At 34.2% G+C, this 21,756-nt stretch carries 13 protein-coding genes; 7 read left to right on the forward strand and 6 right to left on the reverse strand.

The window, feature by feature from the left end:
* Positions 1-31: 31 nt before the first annotated feature.
* The 6 genes from BXU10_RS20940 to BXU10_RS20965 form a co-directional block, all read right to left on the reverse strand.
* Positions 32-2,452 (reverse strand): sugar-binding domain-containing protein, encoded by a 2,421-nt coding sequence (locus BXU10_RS20940; RefSeq protein ID WP_078229439.1) that lies wholly within the window; start codon positions 2,450-2,452, stop codon positions 32-34.
* Between the two features lie 130 nt (positions 2,453-2,582).
* Positions 2,583-4,169 (reverse strand): glycoside hydrolase, encoded by a 1,587-nt coding sequence (locus BXU10_RS20945; protein ID WP_078229440.1) that lies wholly within the window; start codon positions 4,167-4,169, stop codon positions 2,583-2,585.
* A 212-nt stretch (positions 4,170-4,381) separates the two neighbouring features.
* Positions 4,382-6,019, reverse strand: coding sequence for a glycoside hydrolase (locus tag BXU10_RS20950; RefSeq protein ID WP_078229441.1), 1,638 nt, complete (start codon positions 6,017-6,019; stop codon positions 4,382-4,384).
* A gap of 1 nt (position 6,020) precedes the next feature.
* Complete coding sequence (locus BXU10_RS20955) at positions 6,021-7,622, reverse strand: RagB/SusD family nutrient uptake outer membrane protein (protein ID WP_078229442.1); 1,602 nt, start codon at positions 7,620-7,622, stop codon at positions 6,021-6,023.
* An 11-nt stretch (positions 7,623-7,633) separates the two neighbouring features.
* Positions 7,634-10,666 carry a TonB-dependent receptor gene (locus BXU10_RS20960; protein WP_078229443.1) on the reverse strand — a complete coding sequence of 1,011 codons (3,033 nt, stop codon included), beginning with the start codon at positions 10,664-10,666 and terminating at the stop codon, positions 7,634-7,636.
* Between the two features lie 46 nt (positions 10,667-10,712).
* Positions 10,713-12,113 carry a hypothetical protein gene (locus BXU10_RS20965; RefSeq protein WP_078229444.1) on the reverse strand — a complete coding sequence of 467 codons (1,401 nt, stop codon included), beginning with the start codon at positions 12,111-12,113 and terminating at the stop codon, positions 10,713-10,715.
* Positions 12,114-13,364: 1,251 nt separating this feature from the next.
* Between BXU10_RS20965 and BXU10_RS20970 the strand changes: the two genes are divergently transcribed.
* The 7 genes from BXU10_RS20970 to BXU10_RS21000 all read left to right on the forward strand — a co-directional run bounded on the left by BXU10_RS20970 (position 13,365) and on the right by BXU10_RS21000 (position 21,753).
* Positions 13,365-14,555: a hypothetical protein gene (locus BXU10_RS20970; protein ID WP_078229445.1), complete on the forward strand. Its 1,191-nt coding sequence runs from the start codon at positions 13,365-13,367 to the stop codon at positions 14,553-14,555.
* 11 nt (positions 14,556-14,566) lie between these two features.
* Entirely contained in the window at positions 14,567-15,064 is a 498-nt protein-coding gene (locus BXU10_RS20975; RefSeq protein ID WP_078229446.1) for a DUF4280 domain-containing protein, read from the forward strand.
* A gap of 2 nt (positions 15,065-15,066) precedes the next feature.
* Complete coding sequence (locus tag BXU10_RS20980; protein ID WP_078229447.1) at positions 15,067-17,940, forward strand: OmpA family protein; 2,874 nt, start codon at positions 15,067-15,069, stop codon at positions 17,938-17,940.
* A 6-nt stretch (positions 17,941-17,946) separates the two neighbouring features.
* Entirely contained in the window at positions 17,947-18,939 is a 993-nt protein-coding gene (locus BXU10_RS20985) for a hypothetical protein (RefSeq protein WP_078229448.1), read from the forward strand.
* A 3-nt stretch (positions 18,940-18,942) separates the two neighbouring features.
* A complete protein-coding gene (locus BXU10_RS20990) occupies positions 18,943-19,656 on the forward strand; it encodes a hypothetical protein (RefSeq protein WP_078229449.1) in 714 nt (237 codons plus the stop codon).
* Entirely contained in the window at positions 19,643-20,809 is a 1,167-nt protein-coding gene (locus BXU10_RS20995) for a PQQ-binding-like beta-propeller repeat protein (RefSeq protein WP_078229450.1), read from the forward strand. Before BXU10_RS20990 ends, BXU10_RS20995 begins: the two co-directional genes overlap by 14 nt.
* 269 nt (positions 20,810-21,078) lie before the next feature.
* Positions 21,079-21,753, forward strand: a complete 675-nt coding sequence (locus BXU10_RS21000; RefSeq protein ID WP_078229451.1) for a hypothetical protein — start codon at positions 21,079-21,081, stop codon at positions 21,751-21,753.
* Positions 21,754-21,756: the final 3 nt, after the last annotated feature.

Genomic DNA, 21,756 nt, shown 5'->3' on the forward strand with positions numbered 1-21,756 from the left:
GTTTAACTCAAATTAAAATAAACTAACTAAATTATCTTACATTCACAGTAATTTCAACCGGTTTCAACCATTGGCTTGTAAAAGTAACTTTGATAGGCTGTGCTTCTCCGGTTGCTTCAATATATGCAGCAATATGACCGTGATATACCCTCTGAACGTTATCTGTATAATCTGTCATGTCGCTGTTGTTTCCTGCCTCAAGTCCTAATAAAACTCCCGGACCACTAATGGTACAAGTTACTTCATTGTCTGAAAGCATAACCGGAAGACCGTTTTGATCTTTAACCTGAACCATTATTTTAGCAACACCTCTGTCTTTACTGATTGTGATATTTTTATCTGCAATAGTCAATTCAACAGGCTGCTGTGCTGTTGTAATTGCGTAATGGCTTTCTTCTTTATCGTCTTTATCCAATCCAACAGCTTCTAATTTTCCCGAAGCAAAAGGAATATCCCAGTAAATGATTCCGGTTTTTTCGTCGTACAATTTGGTTTCGCCTACTACTTTTCCGTTTAATTCCAAACGAGCTTTTGCAGCATTAGTATAACAAACCACACGGATTTTTTGTCCTGCTTCGTAGTTCCAGATTGCCCAGGCATCTTTAGAAATATCTTTTTCATTTTTTAAAGGATAAGTTCCGATGTAAGACATTGGTTTATCTGACCATAATGACTGACGGAAATAGCCTCTTGGTTTGATTACTCCGGCAAAATCAACCAGTCCTGAATAGAATCCTCTTGAAGGCCATCTTCCTGATTCACCTAAATAATCAATTCCTGTCCATAAAAACTGCCCAAAAATATGTCTGTTGTTTTTTACAGCTAACCAAGGCTCCATGTCATGCACATTTTCACTTCCGAAAATGACTCTGTTTGGATATTTTTCGTGATCCGACTGGTATTTGCTTTCTGTATAATTGTATCCTGTAATGTCCAAAGCTCCAGGATATTCTGTTTCATTAGACATCGCAACTCCGGCTAATCCAGCCGTTGTCGGACGTGATTTATCGTATTTTTTAACGGCTGCAACCAAACGTTTTGCAATTGCTCCTAAACGCATGGCGTCTGGAGCATCTTTTTTATAACCTCCGTAATTTGCCTGTCCGAAACCTTCTTTCCCTTTATCCAAAACAGGGTGAGAATACGGATCGTTAGGATAATCTACTTCGTTACCGATACTCCATCCAAATACTGATAAATGGTTTCTGTCGCGGAGTACAAAATCTTCCAGATCTTTTTCTGCCCAGTCGGCAAAAATATCAAACATTCCTTCGAATCCAGGAGTTCCGTAATTCCAGCCTTCCAGCCATTTACGCTTAGGGAATTCCCACTCGTCATACGCTTCGTTTAATACCAATAATCCTAATTCGTCGCAAAGTTCATAAAATTCAGGAGCCTGCGGATTATGGCTCGTACGGATTGCGTTTACACCAATTTCCTTCAGCGTTTGCAATCTGGTTTTCCAAACTTCACGAGGAACTGCTGAACCCAAAACTCCGGCATCATGATGTAAACAAACCCCTTTCATTTTCATCCATTTGTCATTTAATGCAAAACCATTATTTGAATCGAAAGTGAATTTTCTGAAACCTGTTTTGGTAACCGTTTCATCGATTTGCTTTCCGTCTTTTAAAACCGTTGTTTTTAACTGATACAAATTCGGATTCTCCAAATCCCATAATTGTGGATTTTTGATATTTAATTTAGTCGAAATCTTTCCGTTCTGATTGGCCGCCACATCAACTTTAGAAGAAGATTTAGCAACTGATTTTCCATCTTTCGAAATCAATTCATTCACAACAGTAAGACTTGATTTTGCTTTAGAACCGTTTTCTACCTCAACCTCAACATTCAAAGTTCCGTTACCTTTATTCACTTCCGGATAAGCGTAAACTCCCCATTGTGCAATATGAACCGGATTAGCATACACTACCCATACATTTCTGTAAATTCCAGAACCGGTGTACCATCTTGAATCGGCACTTTGACTGTGATCTACACGAACTGAAATCGTATTTTCGCCACCATATTTTACGAATGGTGTTGCATCATAAGCAAAAGAAATATAACCGTTTGGACGTTTTCCTAATGAATGTCCGTTGATGAAAACTTCGCTTCGGTTGTAAACGCCTTCAAAGTATAAATATACTTTTTCGCCAGATTTGCTCTGTGGAATATTGATTGATTTTCTGTACCAGGCAATTCCTCCCGGTAAATATCCGGTACAGCTTGCCAGTGTTGGGCTCAACTGGCCTTTTACACTCCAGTCATGTGGCACATTTATTTTTTGCCATTTGCTGTCGTCAAAAGCTGTGTTTTTTGCATCCGGAGTTTCCTGAAGATTGAATTTCCAGTTATCATTAATTTTTTTAGAATCTCCAAACGAAATCTGGCTGGTCGCTGACAGACACGAGAAGAGCAATACGGGTAATAAGATTTTTTTTGTAAACATTTTTCAAAAGGTTCTAAGATGCTAAGAATCTAAGTTTCTAAGCTTTCCTTAATTTGTTAATTAGTATTTTGCTTCGGTTTCTCAGGTTCAGGTTTCAAGCTCGTTATCAAACCTGAAACCTGAAATATTTTTAATATTGTAATTCTCCAACAAACGTTACTACTGATTTTGCCGGAATTTCCAGATTATTCACTTTCTGAACTGTTCCTTTTTTTAAATTGAAAGTATCAGAAGTTGTGTAAGGTGTAAATTCATTGCTTTTTACTGTTCCTTTTGATAAATCAAACTTGTATTGCTGAGCTGACTTTCCACAGTTCACTGCTACTACAATCAGTTTTTTGTTTTGAACATCCTTGTAAGCTGTGAGCATCACATCATTTGCAGCATCAAGTTCATTTTGATCCGGAACATCAACTCTCAGCATTCCCGGACGTACAAACAAAGAGTAATTCCCTAAAGCCCAAAGCAATTTTGAATCGTGAAATTCTCCATCATTTCGAACATAATCCGGTGCTGTTGAACCTGTGCTTTTTCCATCATCGAGATAAACAAGACCGTCTTTGTAATCAGCACGGGTAATGGATGTCCACCACTGCCATGAAGCAGCATTTGCAAGTGCAATATCATTATGAATTAACCTCGCTACGAACAAAGCTGTCTGAATTCCTAAATCTCTTCCTCCGCCTGAACCTCCCGGAATTTCAGCTTCACCCGGGTTCTCCAAAATGCAGTACTCAGACTGCCAATACTTTAAACCCGGTTTCTGTTTTACTCCTGCCGCAATTAATTTTCGGCTTAAAACCTGTTTTTCAACCGGCCAGGTTGTAAAATAACTGTGGCCTAAAATAACATTTTTAACATTCGAAAATTTAGAAATATTCGTTTTTGTTTTTCCAAAGAAATAATCAATCTGATTATCGCGATTTTCTGCATTTACATTTCCATACAAATAATCGATTTGTGCTGCTTCGGCAACTACAATTTCTGTACTCATTTTTTTGGCTTTCAGCTTCTCAGAAAGTGCTTTCGTTACCTCGTATATCTCCTGATTTGTAGCCGGAGTACCTTCCTGACTGTTGGTGTCACCGCTTTTTGGCATCCACTCCCACTGCGGTTCATTTAATGGGCTGACATAATCGAATTTTATACCTTCATTTTTCTCCAGTCCCTGAATACTTTGAACTAAAAAATCGGCAAATTTTGGAATTGCACCATCTTTTAGATTCAGTTTATTCTTTTGTGAAGAAAAAGATAATCCGTTGTGCGTCATGTGAACCGGCGGACTGTTGGTGAATATCAGGAATTTTTCGACTCCCCTTTTTTTAGCTGCCTGCAAAAACCATCTCTGCCCTTCCTGTTTTGAAAAATCGTAGGTTCCATCTGCATTGAGGAAACATTCGCTTCTTCTCCATTCGTCAGAAACTTTGCTGTTTTCGCCTTGTTCTGTACTTCCTGCTCCGAGATTAAAACGCCAGATCGAAAGTCCGATTCCTTTTGGGTTTCCTTCTGCATCAATTTCTTTGCTGAACAACAAATCTGCAATTCCATTTTTTTTCTGCTCCGGCCAGTTTTTACCAACGAATTGTGTTCTCCAGGCATCCGAACCTCCAAAACCATCCATGATCTGTACCACATTATCTGTCCTGATAGTTATGGTTCGCTGTCCATAAGACAGCGAACTCATTACTACTAAAAGCGAGATATATATTTTTTTCATTAATTATTGTTTTTCTTATTGACGCAATCTTATTATCCGCTTCGTTTGTCATTTCGAGGAAAGAGAAATCTCCACAAGAAACTCCGTAATACAAGTACTCAATCTTTGTGGAGCTACTTGTAGAGATCTCTCCTTCGTCGAGATGACAAGATTGTGGTTATTCACAACTTTTCAAAACCTTAATTCCTTAGCAACTGAGTCCCTTAGAACCTCTATTTGTACGTTCCTGTATAAGTCACAACTGATCTTGCAGGAATTTCTAAATTCGTAGCTTCAACAGCTGTTCCTTTTTTAAGACTCAAGGTTTCAGAAGTTGTGTAAGGTGTTAATTTATTATCTGTTAACACACCTCCTGAAAGGTTAAATTTGTATGTTTTTGCTGCTTTACTGATGTTCACTGCAACAATTACCAGTTTTTTGGATGCAACATCTTTATAAGCTGTAACCATCACATCGTTTACAGCTTTTGCGCTATCTACACTTGGAACCTGAACTCTTACCATTCCCGGTTTTACGAAGAAAGAAAAGTTTCCTAAAGCCCAAAGTGTTTTTGAATCCCGGATAAATCCATCATTTTTACAATAATTTGCATCACCGGCTCCATTGCTTGAACCATTATCAACGTGAATTAATCCGTCTTTGTAATCTCCACGGCTAATAGCTGTCCACCATTGCCATGAAGTTACGCCACCAACAGCAATATCAGTACTGATAATACGCGCTGTCCAAAGTGCCAACGGCATTCCTAAATCCCTTCCCGGACCTGCGCCACCTGGCAATTCAGCCGTTCCTGGGCTTTCTAAAACACAATATTCTGTAGACCAAAGACTCAATCCTCCAACAGACTGCGCTCTTACAGCAGCTAATTCTCTTGAATTTACTAACTCTCTTAAAGGCCATGCCTGCCAGTAACTATGTGCAGAAATGGTTTTCTTAACGTTGCTTAAACCTGCAATGTTTTTGGAAGAATTAGAAGCAAAAAAATAATCGATCTGGTTCGATCTGTTTTCTTTACCTGAAATTGTTTTGTATAAAGGCTCATAAGAACCTCCTTCTCCTACTACAATCTGAGAACTTAGTCCTTTAGATTGTAATTTTGGAGATAAAACATTAACAAAACTGTAAATATTTCCATTTGTAGCAGGTGACCCTTCCTGACCTGAACCATCCCATTCGTATTGCGGTTCGTTGAAAGGACTCAAATAATCGATTGTTAATCCGTGCTCTGATTTTAATTTATCTAAAGATGTTACCCAGAAATCAGCCAGTTCAGACATTTTTCCTTCTTTCAGATTGTAATATTCTTTGATACTTGCATGCGCTTTTCCGTTTTGAGTCAAATAAACCGGGGCACTGTTTGAAAAAGCCAATAATTTATCTACTCCACGTTCTCTTGCAGCTTTCATGAACCAAACCTGACCGGCTTGTTTGGTCATATCATAGTTTACTCCGTTTGTAGTGAAACATTCTGTACGTCTCCATTCATCACCAATATCGCTGGCATCGCCCTGTTCTGCACTTCCTGCACCCAAATTAAAACGCCATAATGACAAACCGATACCTTTTGGATTTCCTTCAGCATCAAACTCTTTGCTGAAAAGCAAATCGGCCATTTTGTTTTTTTTATCCGAAGGCCAGTTTTTTCCAATAAAATTACACTGCCAGGCATCAGAAGCACCAAAACTTTCCATGGTTTGAAGATTAGCATCCAGATTAATTTTTAGTTCTGCAACAGCATTATCAGAATCAGAATTTTCGTTTTTATCAGAATCACAGCTCACAAAAAGAGAACTGGCGAAAAGCAAGCCTGCACACAGCAGACTTACTTTATTATTTTTATATAATGTCATCTTAATAATTAGGGTTTTGAGTAATTACACCTCCACTTAAATCTCTCTCGATTTGCGGTATTGGCCAAAGTAAATGTTTTGAAGGATCAAAATTAATCCCCTTATCCTGAGATTCTTTTGTATTTGTTGTTTCATAAGGATCTGTAGAACTTAAATTGTATTTTACAAAAGTACCGTTTGGGCCCATCAAAGTTTCTATTACTCTTTTTCCTGTTGTTGGATCTTTTTCACGACGGATATCAAACAGACGTAATCCTTCAAAAGCCAGTTCCAGACGACGCTCTTTATAGATTTGATTTAAAAGCGTTGGCCCTGATATTCCTGTTTTAGGGTCCAGATCGACACGGTCTCTGATGATATTAATATCCGCCAAAGCATCTCCGCTTGTATGGTAACTTGCTTCTGCTCTTGTTAAATACATTTCAGCAAGACGGATTAATGGAACATTTAATGGTAAGTGCCCGTCTTTTTTATCTAATGTACGGCGTGTAGCGATTGGAATATAATATTTACGGCAGATACGTCCTGATTTATTATCATTTAAACTGAATTTATGAGTCGGATTTAAAACCTCATCTCCATAAGCAGCTTCTCCCCATTTTGTAATAGTACTTCTGCGGCGGATCACATCATTTTCAGAAAGATAAGCATTCTCTAAATCACTGGTTGGCATGCACCATCCCCAACCATCAATAACATCTTTTGCATCATTACTAGGGAAGTTTTTCTTGTCCTCTCCTCTTGCTCCCGAAAAAGTTGGCAGCATAGAACCCAAAGCTTCGTTTTGTATAGAGGAAGACTGAGCTTCTAAAATAGATTCTTTTCCGTTATGATTGTTTACATTCCAGATGTCCAGAAAATTTTCTTCCAGGGTGTAAGGGCCCTCAGTTATTACCTTATTGGAATATAATTTTGCATCAGCCCATTTTTCCTGAAATAAGGAAACACGAGCCAATAAAGCATAAGCAGCCCATTTGTTTATTCTTCCGTTTCTGGCTACCGGGATTCCTTCCAGCTTTGCTGCAGATTCTTTTAAGTCGGCTTCTATTTGTGCATAAACTGCTGTTGCCGGACTGCGCTCCAGTTTTAAATCACTGGTTCCCAAAGATTTTGTATACAAAGGTACTGCCCCGAAAAAGTTTACCAATTCATAATAGCAATAGGCACGAACAAACAAAGATTCTCCCATATATTGGTTTTTCTGAGTGTCCGTAATTGGCGAAACAGCCATTTTTTCCAAACCAATATTTGCTGATTGAATGGTATAATAATGAGCCGTATAAAGACTATTTAAACCTCCCATATTGTCCGGAGTGATAACATACTGAGCCCCTGGTCTAAACGCACTATTATCCTGTCCTGTGTTTCCCATCCAGGCATCATCAGTAGCAGTTTCGTTTACTAATCTTGGAGCAAGTAATGTATACCAGTCTTTAGAAAGCAGTAATCTCTGCGTTAATTCATTAGTATAGTTTTCACATTCCTGCGCTGTCTGAAAGTAGTTGTCCAGTGTCTGTGTTCCTCTTTCTTCTTTTTCAATAAAATCCTCACAGGAAACTGCAAACATTGAAAAAGCTAGTATTGATAAAATTATTTTTTTCATGTTTTCTATTATTAAAATGCTACATTAAGACCCATCAAAATGGTTGGCTGAACCGGATAGTTCCAACCGCCAAAACCTGATCCTTTAACTCCGTCGTCTTTTTTAGGATCTCCTCCTGCAACTTCAGGATCAACACCTGAATAGTTGGTCCATGTCCATAAGTTCTGTCCTGACAACGATATTCTCAACTTGTCCAAACCAAATTTATTCTGGAATGTATATCCTAACTGAATGTTCTTCATACGGACAAATGACCCATCTTCTACATAAAAAGAAGAAAATTTACTAAAGTTTTCATTGTTGTCATCTTTAGACAAACGAGGGACATAATTAGAAGTTCCTTCTCCGTGCCATGCCATTTGATCTAATCCGCTTACTTTGTTTGTTAAGCTTGTACCATTGTATAAATCTTTAATGTTTTCGTTTACGATATCATTTCCGATGCTTGAATAGAAATTAGCTACCAAATCAAATTGTTTGTAGGCGAAATTTAAATTCAAACCCACATTGTAATCTGCCCAGGGAGAACCAATTTTTGTTCTGTCTTTATCATCTAATTTTCCGTCTCCATTCAAATCTTTGAAGCGAATATCACCTGCTTTTGCATAAGGCTGTAATTTATTACCGTGTTCATCTGTGTGAGCATTCAATTCAGTTTGATTCTGGAATAAACCATCTGCTACATATCCGTAAAAGTACCCCGGTACATCACCTTTAACTGTCAAAGTTCTGTTTCCTGCACCATACAATCTTTCTCCTTCAGTTGATAAAGAAAGCATTTCAACATTTACCGTTGTAAAAGTCAGGTCTGCACCGTATGAGAAATCTCCTTTTTTATTTTTATACGAAAGCAATAAATCTATACCGCTGGACTGCATAGCACCTACATTTGTCCAGATTGTTGCATATCCCGGAAAACCACTGTATGTTGGAAATTGCTTCTTGAACAACATATCATTTGTTTTCTTTTGATAGTATTCTAACGAACCGGAAAATTTATTTTGCCACAAACTAAAATCAATTCCAAAATTGATATCCTCGACAGTTTCCCATTTGATATCCTTGTTTGCCATGGATGAAGGATAAGAAGTATCTACCATTTCACCTCCAATTACGTAGTAACCTTGTCCGATATTAGACTGATAAACTGAAGCCGGCAGCCCTTGATTACCTACTTTACCCCAACCTGCTCTTAATCTAAGATCACTTATAACTTCTTTAGTACTTTCCATAAAGCCTTCATTAGAAATTCTCCATGAAGCTGAAGCAGACGGGAAATTGGCCCATTTATTATTTGCCATGAACTTTGATGAACCGTCACGTCTGAAAGTTCCTGTAAAATAATATTTGCTGTCGTAGTTGTAAGAAAAACGAGAAATATATGACATTATAGAACTGGACCAGCTATTACCTTCGCTGTCACGGTTTTTAGTAGCCGCATTTACTTCTCTCATAGATTCTGAGTTATTCGGCACACCTTCTCCATAGCCCCAGACATCATTACCGTTATACTCTTCCATTGTAGTACCAATCATCAGCGATGCATTGTGTTTCTCTGCAAATTTTCTTGAATACGTTGCAGTACTTTGCCATGTCCAGTCATGATTTGTAGTCGCTCTTCTCTCAACGCTATTAATTTCTGCTTTTTCATGAGCTGCATCAATAATAAAATCCGGTTTGAATATACTTTGTACTTTATTACCGACTTCGATAGAAGCCTGCGTACGAATTACCAAACCTTTTATAGGCGTATATTGCAAATAACCATTTGTGTTTAAATTATACTGGTCTGTATAATCGTCATATCTTTTTACAGCAGCAACGGGATTCCATACATACGAAGGAGAACGTGCATAAATACTGTATTCGTTTTCTAATCCGGTTAACTGATCTGCCGGTTTGTAAATTGGGGTAATAGGATCGATTTTAACAAAATCAGCCCAGTTATTAGGACCTCCCCAACTTTCATAACGAGGATTTAAAGTGATTCCTGCTGAGAATTTATCTGAGAATTTGAAATCATTATTGATTCTCATTGTGATTCTTTCCCATCCTCCTATTTCATACATTGATTCTGTATTGTAATAGTTTAAACTAACTGCATACGTGTGTTTGTCTGAACCTCCCGAAGCTCCTAAAGAAGCATTTGTTACCGGAGAACTTTTTCTGATTCCTGCACCCCACCAGTCTGTTGTTTTTCCTCTGTACTGGGAAGCATTTGGTAAATAATCTGAATAACCCGAATTATTATAAGCCGTATTCATAATGTTAGCATATCCTTCAGCATTTGCCATATCGTATGGATTCTCCATCATCTGCATACCTGAACTCAGGTCAAAAGTAAATCTTGTTTTTCCTGATTTACCTTTTTTTGTAGTAATAAGAATAACTCCATTAGATGCTCTCGAACCGTAAATAGCACTTGCTGAAGCATCTTTTAAAACCTCCATAGACTCAATTTCGTTATTACTCAAAAAGTTGATACTGGTTCCCATCGGAATACCGTCAACGACATAAAGCGGATCTGTACCAAGATTAAGAGTTGAAATACCACGAATCAATACCCTTGGCTGTGCTCCCGGACCACCTTGTCCGGTAATCTGAACACCGGCTACTTTTCCCTGCAAAGATTCGGTCACGTTACCAACAGTCATAGTCTGAAGTTCTTTTCCTTTTACAGAAGAAATTGAACTCGTTACATCGCTCTTTTTTACAGATGCGTAACCTACCACTACAATCTCATCCAAAACCTGACTAGATTCTTCTAAAGTAACATCAAGAGTAGTTTTATCTCCCGCAACAACGACTTTAGATGTAAAACCTATGAAAGAAAATTCGATCTGAGTGTTTGCATTAGGAACAGAAATCGAATATTTACCATCAAAATCAGTTGCTGTTGAGTTAGAAGTTCCTTTAACAATTACATTAACCCCGGGAATCGGCACATTGGCTTTATCCTTTACAGTTCCTTTGATTGTTACTTGCGCAAATGATGCAGCACTGCATAATAAGGCAATAAAAAACCATATATATTTAAATTTCATATTTAGCTATTTTATTTATTAATGTTATAACAAAGCCTATAACAAATTATTTTTTTGTTATAAAGGCTCTTTCCAACTCGGTATCAACAATAACTTTGTAAACACCCGGAGCTGCTGTGTATGCACCATTACCATTTTCTCCTGGAGACATAGTGGCAATACCATTATTAATCAATCTCCACTGTGGATTCCACCACTGCCCTGTGAAAGTAATTTTCATAGTTGATCCTGTAAGTGTAATCTCTCCAACTAATTGGTATGGATTATCCGGATTATTAGCCAGGTGTAAACTTCCCATAACCCACGCGTTCCATGTATCCCAGTTAGCGTCTTTAACACCTTCACCACAAACACTCACAAAAGTTTTTCTTAGCGCTTCATCATCATTCCATGATCCGTTAGCAATATCTGCCCAAACTTTACTTGAAGGTGTATACTTAGTAACTGTATAAGCCATTGTATTTGGATTCATTTTTATGTTGTAATATCCTTTGGTAGGTAAAATAATTGGTGCTGAAGAAGCGGCATCAACGATGTTTCCTGAACCATCTAATCCAAAACAATGTGGGGCAAAGTCAGATTCCTGTCCTAAGAAATAAATTTCTTTATTGTCTTTATCAGCATAATATTTGAATTCAAAATTCTGTCCGTTTTTCTCATGGAAATACATAGGAACACCAGCTGCATCTGTTTTAAGGTTAGTTCCTTTTGGCTGATCACATAAATAAATGGCAGGATACTCATTCGTAGCCACAACATTGATATTTAATGATCCTGTATTAGGAATAGCAAATTTATCTTTAGCAGTAATTGTTAGTACATAATTTGCTGCAGTAACAGGTAAGACATATTCTTTGCTGAATGTATAAGTTTGTGGAGAACCCTGTAACTGAACAGTTTCATCAATATTAAGAGCAGCACACTTAACCTGAACATAATCGATACCTGAATCATCATTAACTACAAAATTTACCGGCATTATATTACTGGTCGACAATAAAATAACGGCTCCTTCATTTGGGGAAAGCATACTTATTGCCGGAGCAGCAAATTCTCCGTCTAAGCGCAGGTTAATTTCTTCATCAACAGCGTTTCCTGAAACATCAGTTATTGTCAGTTTTATTTTAAAAGCTTCAGATGTTCCTCTATCAGCAGGAACCTCGAAAAAATAACTCAGGTTATAGGTTTCAAGTAAAGGATCAGTTTCAAAAGTAATCACCTTATCAAGGGACAGCTCAGGAATTTGAATGTGTACACTCTTTAGTCCTAAATCATCTGCCAAAGCAGCTTTGATTTCAAATTTTCGGGTTGGTGCACCATAAATTTCTTTTGTTGATACAACTACCGTGGGGTTATCAGAACTTGGAAAATCTGATTCGTTATTTTGACATCCGGTAAAAAGGACAGCAAAAAGGGCAAGAAAAAATAAAAATACATTTTTTTTCATTTCTTTAATTTTAAGGTTAGGTTCGTTTAGTAAGTTTTCTTTTTAAAGCTTAATTGTAGGTTGTAATTGTAGGTTAATTTTAGCATTTTGCTTTAACTGTTTTTTGGGAAAACAGGCAAATGATTAACTGATTGTTTTCATATTATCTGGTCTGGTTAATTTGTTAGTGATTCTTTTTTTTATTTATGTTTCTGCCTGCTTATGGCAGCATTTAATTTTTTTTTAAACCCGCAGGTATTAATCTGCGGGTATGATAAGTAACAAGATAAACTAACTCTACTTTCTACATTTAAAGAGTGCTCAAATTCTTTAAATCAGATAAAAACTTATCGTAAAAAAAACACTTATAACTACATAGTAATTGATAACTTTATTACTATTACTGCAAAGAAATGTTTAATCCATACTTTTAAAGAGGGGTAAATTGGAAAAAAAAGGAGGTCAAAATCGTAATTAACTATATTTTTAGACTTAAAATTACCAAGTACAAAAAAATAACAGGTTATTTTTACACATTACACAATTACTATTTAAAATCACATTTTATCATTCAAACATGTTTATGATTAAAAAACTGACTTTACTATTATTAAAAAGTTAAATTAATAGCGTCAATGTTTTTGAACTAATTTGCAATATGTTTTAGAAGAATACTGTTTAGGAAAAAAAACGTATTTACAAATTATAATAATGCAAATACATTTGTTTTCTGTTTTTGTTTTTAATTGATAAACACTCGTAGCTGTTTTATCTAAATCTGTTACTAAATAAAAAGACACTATTATTAATTTTACTAATCCTAAGTTTCCTTCAAAAGCGCAGCAAATTTACGGTTATTAGCAAAGTGGTCGACTATTTCTACTATAGGATTTCCTCCAACTATACTGTCCGTAATAAGCGTTGTTGGGTTTACCTGTACCCTTTAAACACTTCTCAGTTACTTATCAGCGGATTAATTTACTTTTTATCGATTTTTTCAAGACAAGATTCAAAAATTAATACATATATTCGCAAAAATTTTTACACTCAAAAGTATTATTAAACTTGTTAATATTTAAAAAAGCACATTGTACGAAAAGTAAAACTAATATGATTTAAAAACTAAAGCTTTAATTCTTTTTTGTGGTTTTTTGCTTACAATTTTAAAAATAAACAGATATTAATCTTCAAAATAGTGATTTGAAAACAAAAATGGCTAGGAAGATTGATCAATAAAAAAATATAATAAAACCCGAAAATAAATTTAGCCTCATGTTATATATCCCTGATTTCACTTATGAAGATCATTTAATTTACAAAATAAAAGAAGGTGATACATTAAAAAAGGTAGCAGAACAATTAGAAGTTGATTCTTATTCTTTGAGATCTTATCATAATATGCGATGTCCCTTAGATGATTTAATCGAAGCGGACTTTAAATCACATTTGAAGTTTCTGATAATTGAATCAGAAGAATCTAAAATCGCCAGAGCGACGCATCGTGAAAATGTACATTTTGCAAATAATTTCAAATTACCATTTACACCTCAGGGACTCAACAATAATTACTTAGCGATGTACACCATGGAAAATGGTGAAGAGCAGCACACAGTAAAAGAAGAAATTAATGTAAAGTTTATAAATAAAGATAAAAATGATTTTTCGCTAATAGAAATTAATAGAATATCACAAGTATATGTTGATGGAAAAGAGGCTGATACAATGGCAGATGAATTAGCTGAGAAAACGGCTAAAGTCTTTTATCCCCTACAAGTAGTTATTGATCCAAAAGGAGAATTAGTTGCCATATATAATTTTGAAGATATCCGAAAACGCTGGCAGAAGGTAAAGCGCAAAGTACTTAAGGATTTTCAGGGAGAAATATTACATGAAGCACTGCTTAGATTTGAAGATAAGCTCCAAAATAATGAAATTATTTTTGATTCATTATCCAAAGATTGGTTTTTAAAAGTCTTTTTTAACAGCCTAAACATTGAATATACCCAAAACCTTACCATTCAACAGGTGATAGAATTTCCTATATCTCAAAAAACAGGAAATGTGTCATTTACTGCTGAGCAGACAATTTTACCCACTCTTGATGCTTATAATTTAATTAATATAACGCAAACCGGTATACTTTCAGATCTAAGAAGCAAAAATGACTTTGAAAACAATTTGTTATTTCCTGAAGATGATTCAGAAGATAACAATGCCGAAAAAGCAGAGGGTAGCTATACAGCGTATTATTTTCTGGATCCGAACACCAACGTCCTGGAAAGCGTTTATTTAGAGTGTGAAATTAAATTAGATATTCCTCAAAAACTAAATGTTGTTATTTCAAATATAGAAGAAAACGCCAAATTGAACTTAAGTTCAAATTTTTCATTTTTAGATGAAGAAATAACAGAGAAAAAATCAAGCATTTTTAAGTTATTTCTGGAAGTAATAACAGGAAGATAAATTTAAATATTATGAGCGAAAAACATATTGTCGTACAAGGTGCGACTTGTACCTGCAAGTACAGCAATGAATCACAAAATGATGTTTTAAAAGTAAAAACACAATCGAAACATTATACAAACGATAAAGATGGTTCTGAAAAGTTAACAGCCACTACAAAAGATATTGGACAAACTTTAGAGAAAAACACTTTTGGAACCTGTAAAATGCAGCCAAACGGCAGTGGAAGTTACAATCCATGCAAAGTAGATATTTCTGAGTGGAAAAACTTTTACGATAAGGTAACACTAAGCAATGGTGGGAATATTTTACTTGAAGACAGTAAAGCTACCTGCAAAATGGGAACTCCGGATTGTATCGAAATACTAGATCATGGACAAATTGCAGAACCATCAGAACAAAATCTTAAAAATGCAAATCCTGACGTTCAGAATAAAATTAATCCGTTATTAGGGCTGAATGATTTAATACAACCAAAATTTGATTTTACCGGTATATCACAAATATAATTATGGCAAAAGGAATTAAAAAAATAGAATGGGCTGGTAAGGGTGAAATAGCTGGTAACTTTTCAGTTAAAAACCCTAGAGCTAAAATTAAAGCAGACCAGTTTGTTTACTTTAAAATAGCAGAATGGCATGATGGCACCACTGCAGAAGAGAAAAAAGGAACTGTTTTATGGCATTTTCAAACCTATTCTCCAAGAAAAAGTGTTTTGAAATTGACAAAAAAAGGCGATGAAATTTACGGAATCAAATTGGCTAAAAAATTTTGTGGCCCTTTTACTTATTATCTCCAGACAAGTCTGCTAAATTCATCATACTCAAAATCTGCAGGCTTACTGATTAGCGGGTTGTGTGAGCCTAAGATAATCTCCAGTGCATGGGCGACTGAAACTCAGGGAGAAGACTTAAGAAAAACACATCCGTTTTCTTATGGAGAACCACTTTATCTTAATCTTACTACCGAAGGATTAAATGGAGTAAATAATCTGATCATCGAAATATACAGAAGAGTTCAGCGAGGAGAGGGTGCAAATGACGATCAGTTAATAAAAGTTTATAGTAAAATCCCTGTAAATAATGGTGAAGTTAATATCATCATTAAAGATTCGCTTTCCTGGCAAGGCAAGATAACAAATAGGGACAATCCAGAACAATTTTATATAAAAGTAAAAGATCCTTCAACAAACAAATACATAAAAGACGATAATAATGATGTTTATCATGCTCGTTATTTACGTGTGAAGGATGAAAATAAATTTGATTTGCCCACAATAGACCTTGGTTTAAGCAAGGCAAAAGTTGGTAAGTTAAAAACATATGATAAAAATGCAGGCACCTGCAAGTTTACAAAAATTGGAGTCGCTTATCAGGATGAAACTGACTTACTTTTTGATGAAGGAAAGTTTCTCCGTAAAATGGATCCTAAAGATAATTTTAATATTGTAGAACAAATACATTACGATTACGATAAATGGGACATCCGTAATGATGCAAAACCAGTTTTAGATAAAATTGCGGATTATTTAAAAGAGCCGCCTTTTCTGCCTGTAGAACTCGGTGCTCATACAGACAGTAGAGGAACAGCTGAATACAATCTGGATTTGTCTGCAAAAAGAGCAGATGCTGCAGTTAAATATTTAATTTCAAAAGGAGTTCCTTCCCATTTAATTTCTGGAAAAGGCTACGGAAAAACAAAACCGGTTCGCACAGGAGCTAATCTGTCTGAAGCGCAGCACCAGGAAAACAGAAGAACCACTCTGCGGTTTAAGATTTTCGAAAACAACGCACAAACACTTGTGTACGATGTTGTAGTACCAAGTTATAAAAAACCGGCAGCGTTAAAAATTAATATAGACGGATTTATTAGAAAAGGCTGTCATAAAAAGAAGGAACACCTCAATAGCATTAAATCGTATGACAGCTATAAGGAGTCGGCTGTTTATGATTTAATTGAACACAAACCTAATTCAATTGAGGTTAAACTGAATTCCAGATTGCCTACCGTACCGAAAATAACGGATTCTTTTAATTTTGGAAAAAATTACAGAAACATTTACAGCTATTATCTTCATTCCTGTACGTATTATTCAGGTATTAAATACCCTAGTTTCGCTATAAATGCGTATCCTGATATTGTATGGATTGGTCACTTTATGTACAATTATAAAACCAGAAATTGGGGGGATGATGATGATGAAACCTTCAAAGACCCCTATTTTTTTCATGATAAAACTTTAGAATTAAAGAACGGAATCGGTAAAGAAATAGATGAACTTAAAAACTCTATCGCAGGTTTTATTTTGAGCTTTTTCCATGAAAAATGGCTTGGTGCAAAGGTTTTATTGGCATATCTGGAAACTCAATCTGAATTTTATGATGCAGGTCTACATGCTATATACGATCGAAAAATAGAAAAAACTGGAGAAGAATTAAGCTTAAAAGGCAGTACAGAATTAGACTTTATAAAAACAGATACGACTACCAGACGTATTGTTGCCTTTATCATTTATGAAATGGTAGCAATAGGGATATTGATAGACTTAATCATGCTCTATATAACAAGAGGAGGAAGTGCAGAAGCAAGAGTGGTTAAAATTGCAGCAAAAATAAAAAAAGCATCAGAATACCTTGATAAAATTGGAGCAGAGCTTGTACCTCCATCAATCGCTATAAATACTGGAATGTATTACAAAATGCAGGCAGACAGAAGAATGGCGCTCATTTATGAAGCCAATATTAAGGCTGATCCACTTGTGGCGATAGACTTTACAAAAAAGTATACGATGAAAAGTCTTCTCTATAGTAAAGCAACAGAGAATGAAACTGATGAAGAGAAGAAAAAGGAGAATGATAAAATAAACGATATTTTGTCTGACATGGGAGACAATGATTTTAAGTTTACTTTAACCATGGTTGGAGAAGTAGCTTTTGAAAAAAACATACAATACAATAGTCTAACAGAACAGTATACTTTAAAAGATAAATTCAATAATTTACCTCAAAAAAACATCGTCAGCTATAGTAATAAAATAACAGGTACTATTGCATTTGAAAGTAGTGTTCGTAAAAAACTCTTTGAGTTTTCGCCTTTAGAAACAGTAGTGACTGCAGACATTCTTTTCAAAATGGCTTGTGAAGCAATTGTCATTACTGAATATGGCTTTGACAAAGTAAATGGAAGAGGTCTTTTTATCACACAAAAACTAAAATTTTCTGGATTAAAAGGAACTTATTTAGGGAGTATTTCTGCAAAACCTACAAATAGAAAGCCTGTTACACTTGCTTCAAATGATGGAAAACCAAAAGATTTTACAGTCCTAGAAGGTTTTACAAAGACTCTAAAAACCATTTACCTTTTTAATACTAAACCTCAAGAGTAAAACAATATGAAAAATACGATTTTAATTTTAGCTGCACTTTTTATATTTCCATCTTGCAAGCAAAACAATAACCCTAAACCAGAAAAAATGAGCAATTTAACTAGTACAAATTACATAGAAACAATGCTTAAAAGTATTAAGCGTTATAATTACGAGCCAATGTATTATCTAACATTTGAACAAAGTGCATGTTTCTCAGAAATTTTAGTTAATGATATTCCTCTTCATAAAAATTTTCAAAAAGAGGTTTCAGGAAGAACACTTGATATTAATAATTACATTTTTAAGAGCGGTATTCAAAAAATAACTTTTAGATTGTATCCAGCAGGTAAAATTGATGGGAGAGACCTTTCAAAACTGGTATATGATACCGAAATGAAAATTGAAATATCAGAATCGGATAATAATAAGAGAGATCAAGCAGGAAAAACAATTATGAATTATGCTACACCAACAGTTGTAAATACTAATGTATATGGGGAGAAAGAATTTTTGAGCAATGGAAAAACCTATTACGAAGCCAGTTTTACTTTTGAAGCAAAAGTACCTTATGAATTTCCTAGTCTTGATAATGGACAGGATTTAAGAGAATGGAATCAGGAAAAACTCGAAAAGAAAGTAGTTGATTTTTATAAAACCCAGTTAACACTATTAAAAGAGAAAAAAAAGGAAGAATATTTTTCATACTTAGATTTAAAAGAAAAAGAAACTCGTCAAAGTCTGTTTTTTAATGAGAAAGAATTACGAGAGATTTTAGACTTGTATTTAGATCCTTTTACTATTCCAAATTATCAAATGCAGCCCTTAGAAAATTATAAACTTAAATTCTATGGAAATGGGAAAATTGTTTGTTTAGAACTTAACAGTTTAGATAATAACTTTAGAGGAGAATCAGCTTTATGGGCAATATTTGATGAAGGTGATGGTGAAATGCTTGATTTTTTTAAGTTTTACTTATACATTCCAGAGGGTGAAGATGAATTAGTAATGATAAGGTAGTCTATGAAAAAAAAGAGTTTTTTTAGAAATCATAAAAAAAAGATTATTACAATTTCCTTTTTAGGATTTGCAATACTTCTTTTTATGAATTGGGTAGGATTTAAACATGTTCCAGGGCACATACACGATCTTTGGCGAGAATACATTGTTTATAAATTTACTACTGAGGAAAGAAATAATAACCAACTTATAACAAAAGAGTATGATAAACAATTCGTTAAAAATCCTCCAGATACTATTGTAGTGCTTCAACCACCAAAATATCCTCTTGACAGTTTATTATATATTCACGATGGTGAAGTTGAGGATGATTTCAAAGAAGAGTTGGAAGAATTAAGAAAAGTTGATTTTTCAAAATTAAAAGTTGCAGAAGATTTTCCAACTGATACAGAAGGTCAATATGCAATAGTAAGGCATTATGGTGAGCCCGTTATAAAGTTACTCAAAAAGTATGAAGCAAGGTTAAAAATGGGAAAATGCTATGTTGCTCCTTTATTAAATAGTGATCCCGATAGAGTTGAAATCGCAAGAATTACTTGTATGGTATCTGGTTTTAATACGAAAAATGAAAACCTAAGTAATATTGAAATGCCATTAAGAATAGCATATGATTTTGTTAGATACTCTTTCGATCCAGAAAATTGGTATGTTGAAAATCTTTCACAGAGAATTCCTTTTGATTATGAATTAAATCCACATAATAATGATGTCGATTAAAAATTATTTTTACTTTTTATTGTTTTTATTCTTTATTTCCTGCCACAACATAGAAAGGAAATATAATACGCTTTATTTATCAACTAGTAATGGAGATATGTACAGTATTAATCTTAAAAAAGAAAAATTGAACTGGAAAATATCAGGTAATAAAGACACTGATGAAATCACATACTTTACAATCCTAGACAGCATTATTTATAGAACATATTGTGATGGAAGAATTATTGAACTCAATAAAGTATCGGGAAAAATAAATTGGGAATATAATGATAAAGTTTCACCTGATCAATCTTCCTATGGGTATGACTTTTCAGATGTTGATTTTCTATTATTTTATCAATATCCTATTGTTTTTGGTAAATCAATAATTTTTGCAAACAGTCATGGAGAATTAAAATCCATAGACATCCAAACAAAAAAAACGAATTGGACCAATCAGTATCCTTTTCCGATACAAAGTTCTCCAATTATTTATAAAAATTATCTTGCAGTAAGTTTAGCTAGTAATGTTTCTATAATCGATCCACATACAGGAAAAGGAATTATGTATGTAGATTCCCAAAATTCTATTTATAATGAAGTTATAAAAGATGAAAAGTTTTTTTATTCAGTTGATGAACATGGAATTGTCTTATGTATGGATGAAAAAGATGTTCAATGGCAATATACCCCAGAGAAAAAACTTTACATTACGAATAATTTAGTAATAGATGAAAACAATGTTTTTTATGGACGTGATGAAATAGTTTGTTTAGATAAATTATCCGGAACTAAAAAATGGCAAATAAGAGTTTGTAAAATAGAATTCCCCAAAAGTGATGAAGAAGTTTTGGGAAATAAACATTTTTTAATCCCAAATGAAGAATATCTAGAAGCAATAGAAACAAATTTTGATGATTTAGTTGCTAATACAGAACATTATATATTATTAATAAATAAAAATAATGGTAAATTAACTAAAAGAAAATATTTTTCAAACAGAAAAATAGTTGGTAAGGTTAATTATGTTAATAGTTTTTTTTACTATTTATGTTCGGATAATAATTTATATAAAATTGATACTAAATTACAAAATGAATCTATAGTATTAAAAGATGTTCATTACAAAACGGATAGAAATTTAGATGAAACCTTTATGGTTTTCGAATAATGGAAATTACTAGAAAATTAGAATCTTAACTAGAAGCTTTTACAATTAAGGATTATAAACTTCAACCATTAGAAGACTATGAGCTTAAACTTTATGGTAATGGCAGAATAGTTTGTTTAGAGCTTAGAAGCCAGGAAGCAAAAATGAGAGGTAAATCAGCATTATGAGCAAAATTTGATGAAGGAGATGGTACGATTGCTGATTTCTTTAAGATCTACCTGTACATTCCTAAAGGCAAAGACGAATTAGAAATTTTAAGGTAAATTTTGATGAAAAAGATTTTTTTTAAAAGACATAAGAACAAACTTATAGCACTTTTTATTTTTTGTACTGGCACACTTTGGTTTGCAAATTATATTGGTTATCAACACATTCCCGGTCACGTAGAATATGTTGTACAAAATTTTATTGGGCGTTATTTTAGAAAACAAGAAGCTCCAATAGATTTTGAAAGAGCTCAATTTTTAAACGATAGTTTACAAGCTGAAAGTCAAAAAAGCAATGAAGTTACTCATAAAATAAAGGGTAATTTTGACGGCACCGGTTTTATCGATTATGCTTTCATTTCTCCAAATAGCGGGCATATTGTTTTTTCTAAAGGAAAAGCTTTTTCAGTAGTTGACCTTATAGAACTAAATCCCAATGATGATAAATTATTTGAAGAAGGAGATTTAGATAATGACGGAGCAGATGATTTTTCTGTTTACAGATATAAAAAAGGATGGCATAATGAAATTATCACTTACCTTCATTCTGATAACGAACCATGGACACGATGCCTCACTATTGATTTAAATAGTGATGAGAAAGCAAGTGATGAGGATATAAAAGCAAGAGTATTTAGAAAAAATAATCAGATATATTTTCTAGATGGAGTGAAAGATGAAAAAACCAATAAGTACAAACTTGTTTCTAAAAGTTTAAAGAACTTTAAAACGGAATAAAGT

The sequence above is a fragment of the Flavobacterium sp. LM4 genome (genome assembly GCF_002017935.1).
GTDB lineage: Bacteria > Bacteroidota > Bacteroidia > Flavobacteriales > Flavobacteriaceae > Flavobacterium > Flavobacterium chungangense.

Excerpts from the sequence above, each read along its gene's own strand:
- BXU10_RS20965 (WP_078229444.1), bottom strand. The coding sequence starts at position 12,113 with ATGAAAAAAAATGTATTTTTATTTTTTCTTGCCCTTTTTGCTGTCCTT.
- BXU10_RS20945 (WP_078229440.1), bottom strand. The coding sequence starts at position 4,169 with ATGAAAAAAATATATATCTCGCTTTTAGTAGTAATGAGTTCGCTGTCT.
- BXU10_RS20950 (WP_078229441.1), bottom strand. The coding sequence starts at position 6,019 with ATGACATTATATAAAAATAATAAAGTAAGTCTGCTGTGTGCAGGCTTG.
- BXU10_RS20940 (WP_078229439.1), bottom strand. The coding sequence starts at position 2,452 with ATGTTTACAAAAAAAATCTTATTACCCGTATTGCTCTTCTCGTGTCTG.
- BXU10_RS20990 (WP_078229449.1), top strand. The coding sequence starts at position 18,943 with ATGAAAAAAAAGAGTTTTTTTAGAAATCATAAAAAAAAGATTATTACA.
- BXU10_RS20955 (WP_078229442.1), bottom strand. The coding sequence starts at position 7,622 with ATGAAAAAAATAATTTTATCAATACTAGCTTTTTCAATGTTTGCAGTT.
- BXU10_RS20970 (WP_078229445.1), top strand. The coding sequence starts at position 13,365 with ATGTTATATATCCCTGATTTCACTTATGAAGATCATTTAATTTACAAA.
- BXU10_RS21000 (WP_078229451.1), top strand. The coding sequence starts at position 21,079 with ATGAAAAAGATTTTTTTTAAAAGACATAAGAACAAACTTATAGCACTT.
- BXU10_RS20960 (WP_078229443.1), bottom strand. The coding sequence starts at position 10,666 with ATGAAATTTAAATATATATGGTTTTTTATTGCCTTATTATGCAGTGCT.
- BXU10_RS20980 (WP_078229447.1), top strand. The coding sequence starts at position 15,067 with ATGGCAAAAGGAATTAAAAAAATAGAATGGGCTGGTAAGGGTGAAATA.
- BXU10_RS20985 (WP_078229448.1), top strand. The coding sequence starts at position 17,947 with ATGAAAAATACGATTTTAATTTTAGCTGCACTTTTTATATTTCCATCT.
- BXU10_RS20995 (WP_078229450.1), top strand. The coding sequence starts at position 19,643 with ATGATGTCGATTAAAAATTATTTTTACTTTTTATTGTTTTTATTCTTT.
- BXU10_RS20975 (WP_078229446.1), top strand. The coding sequence starts at position 14,567 with ATGAGCGAAAAACATATTGTCGTACAAGGTGCGACTTGTACCTGCAAG.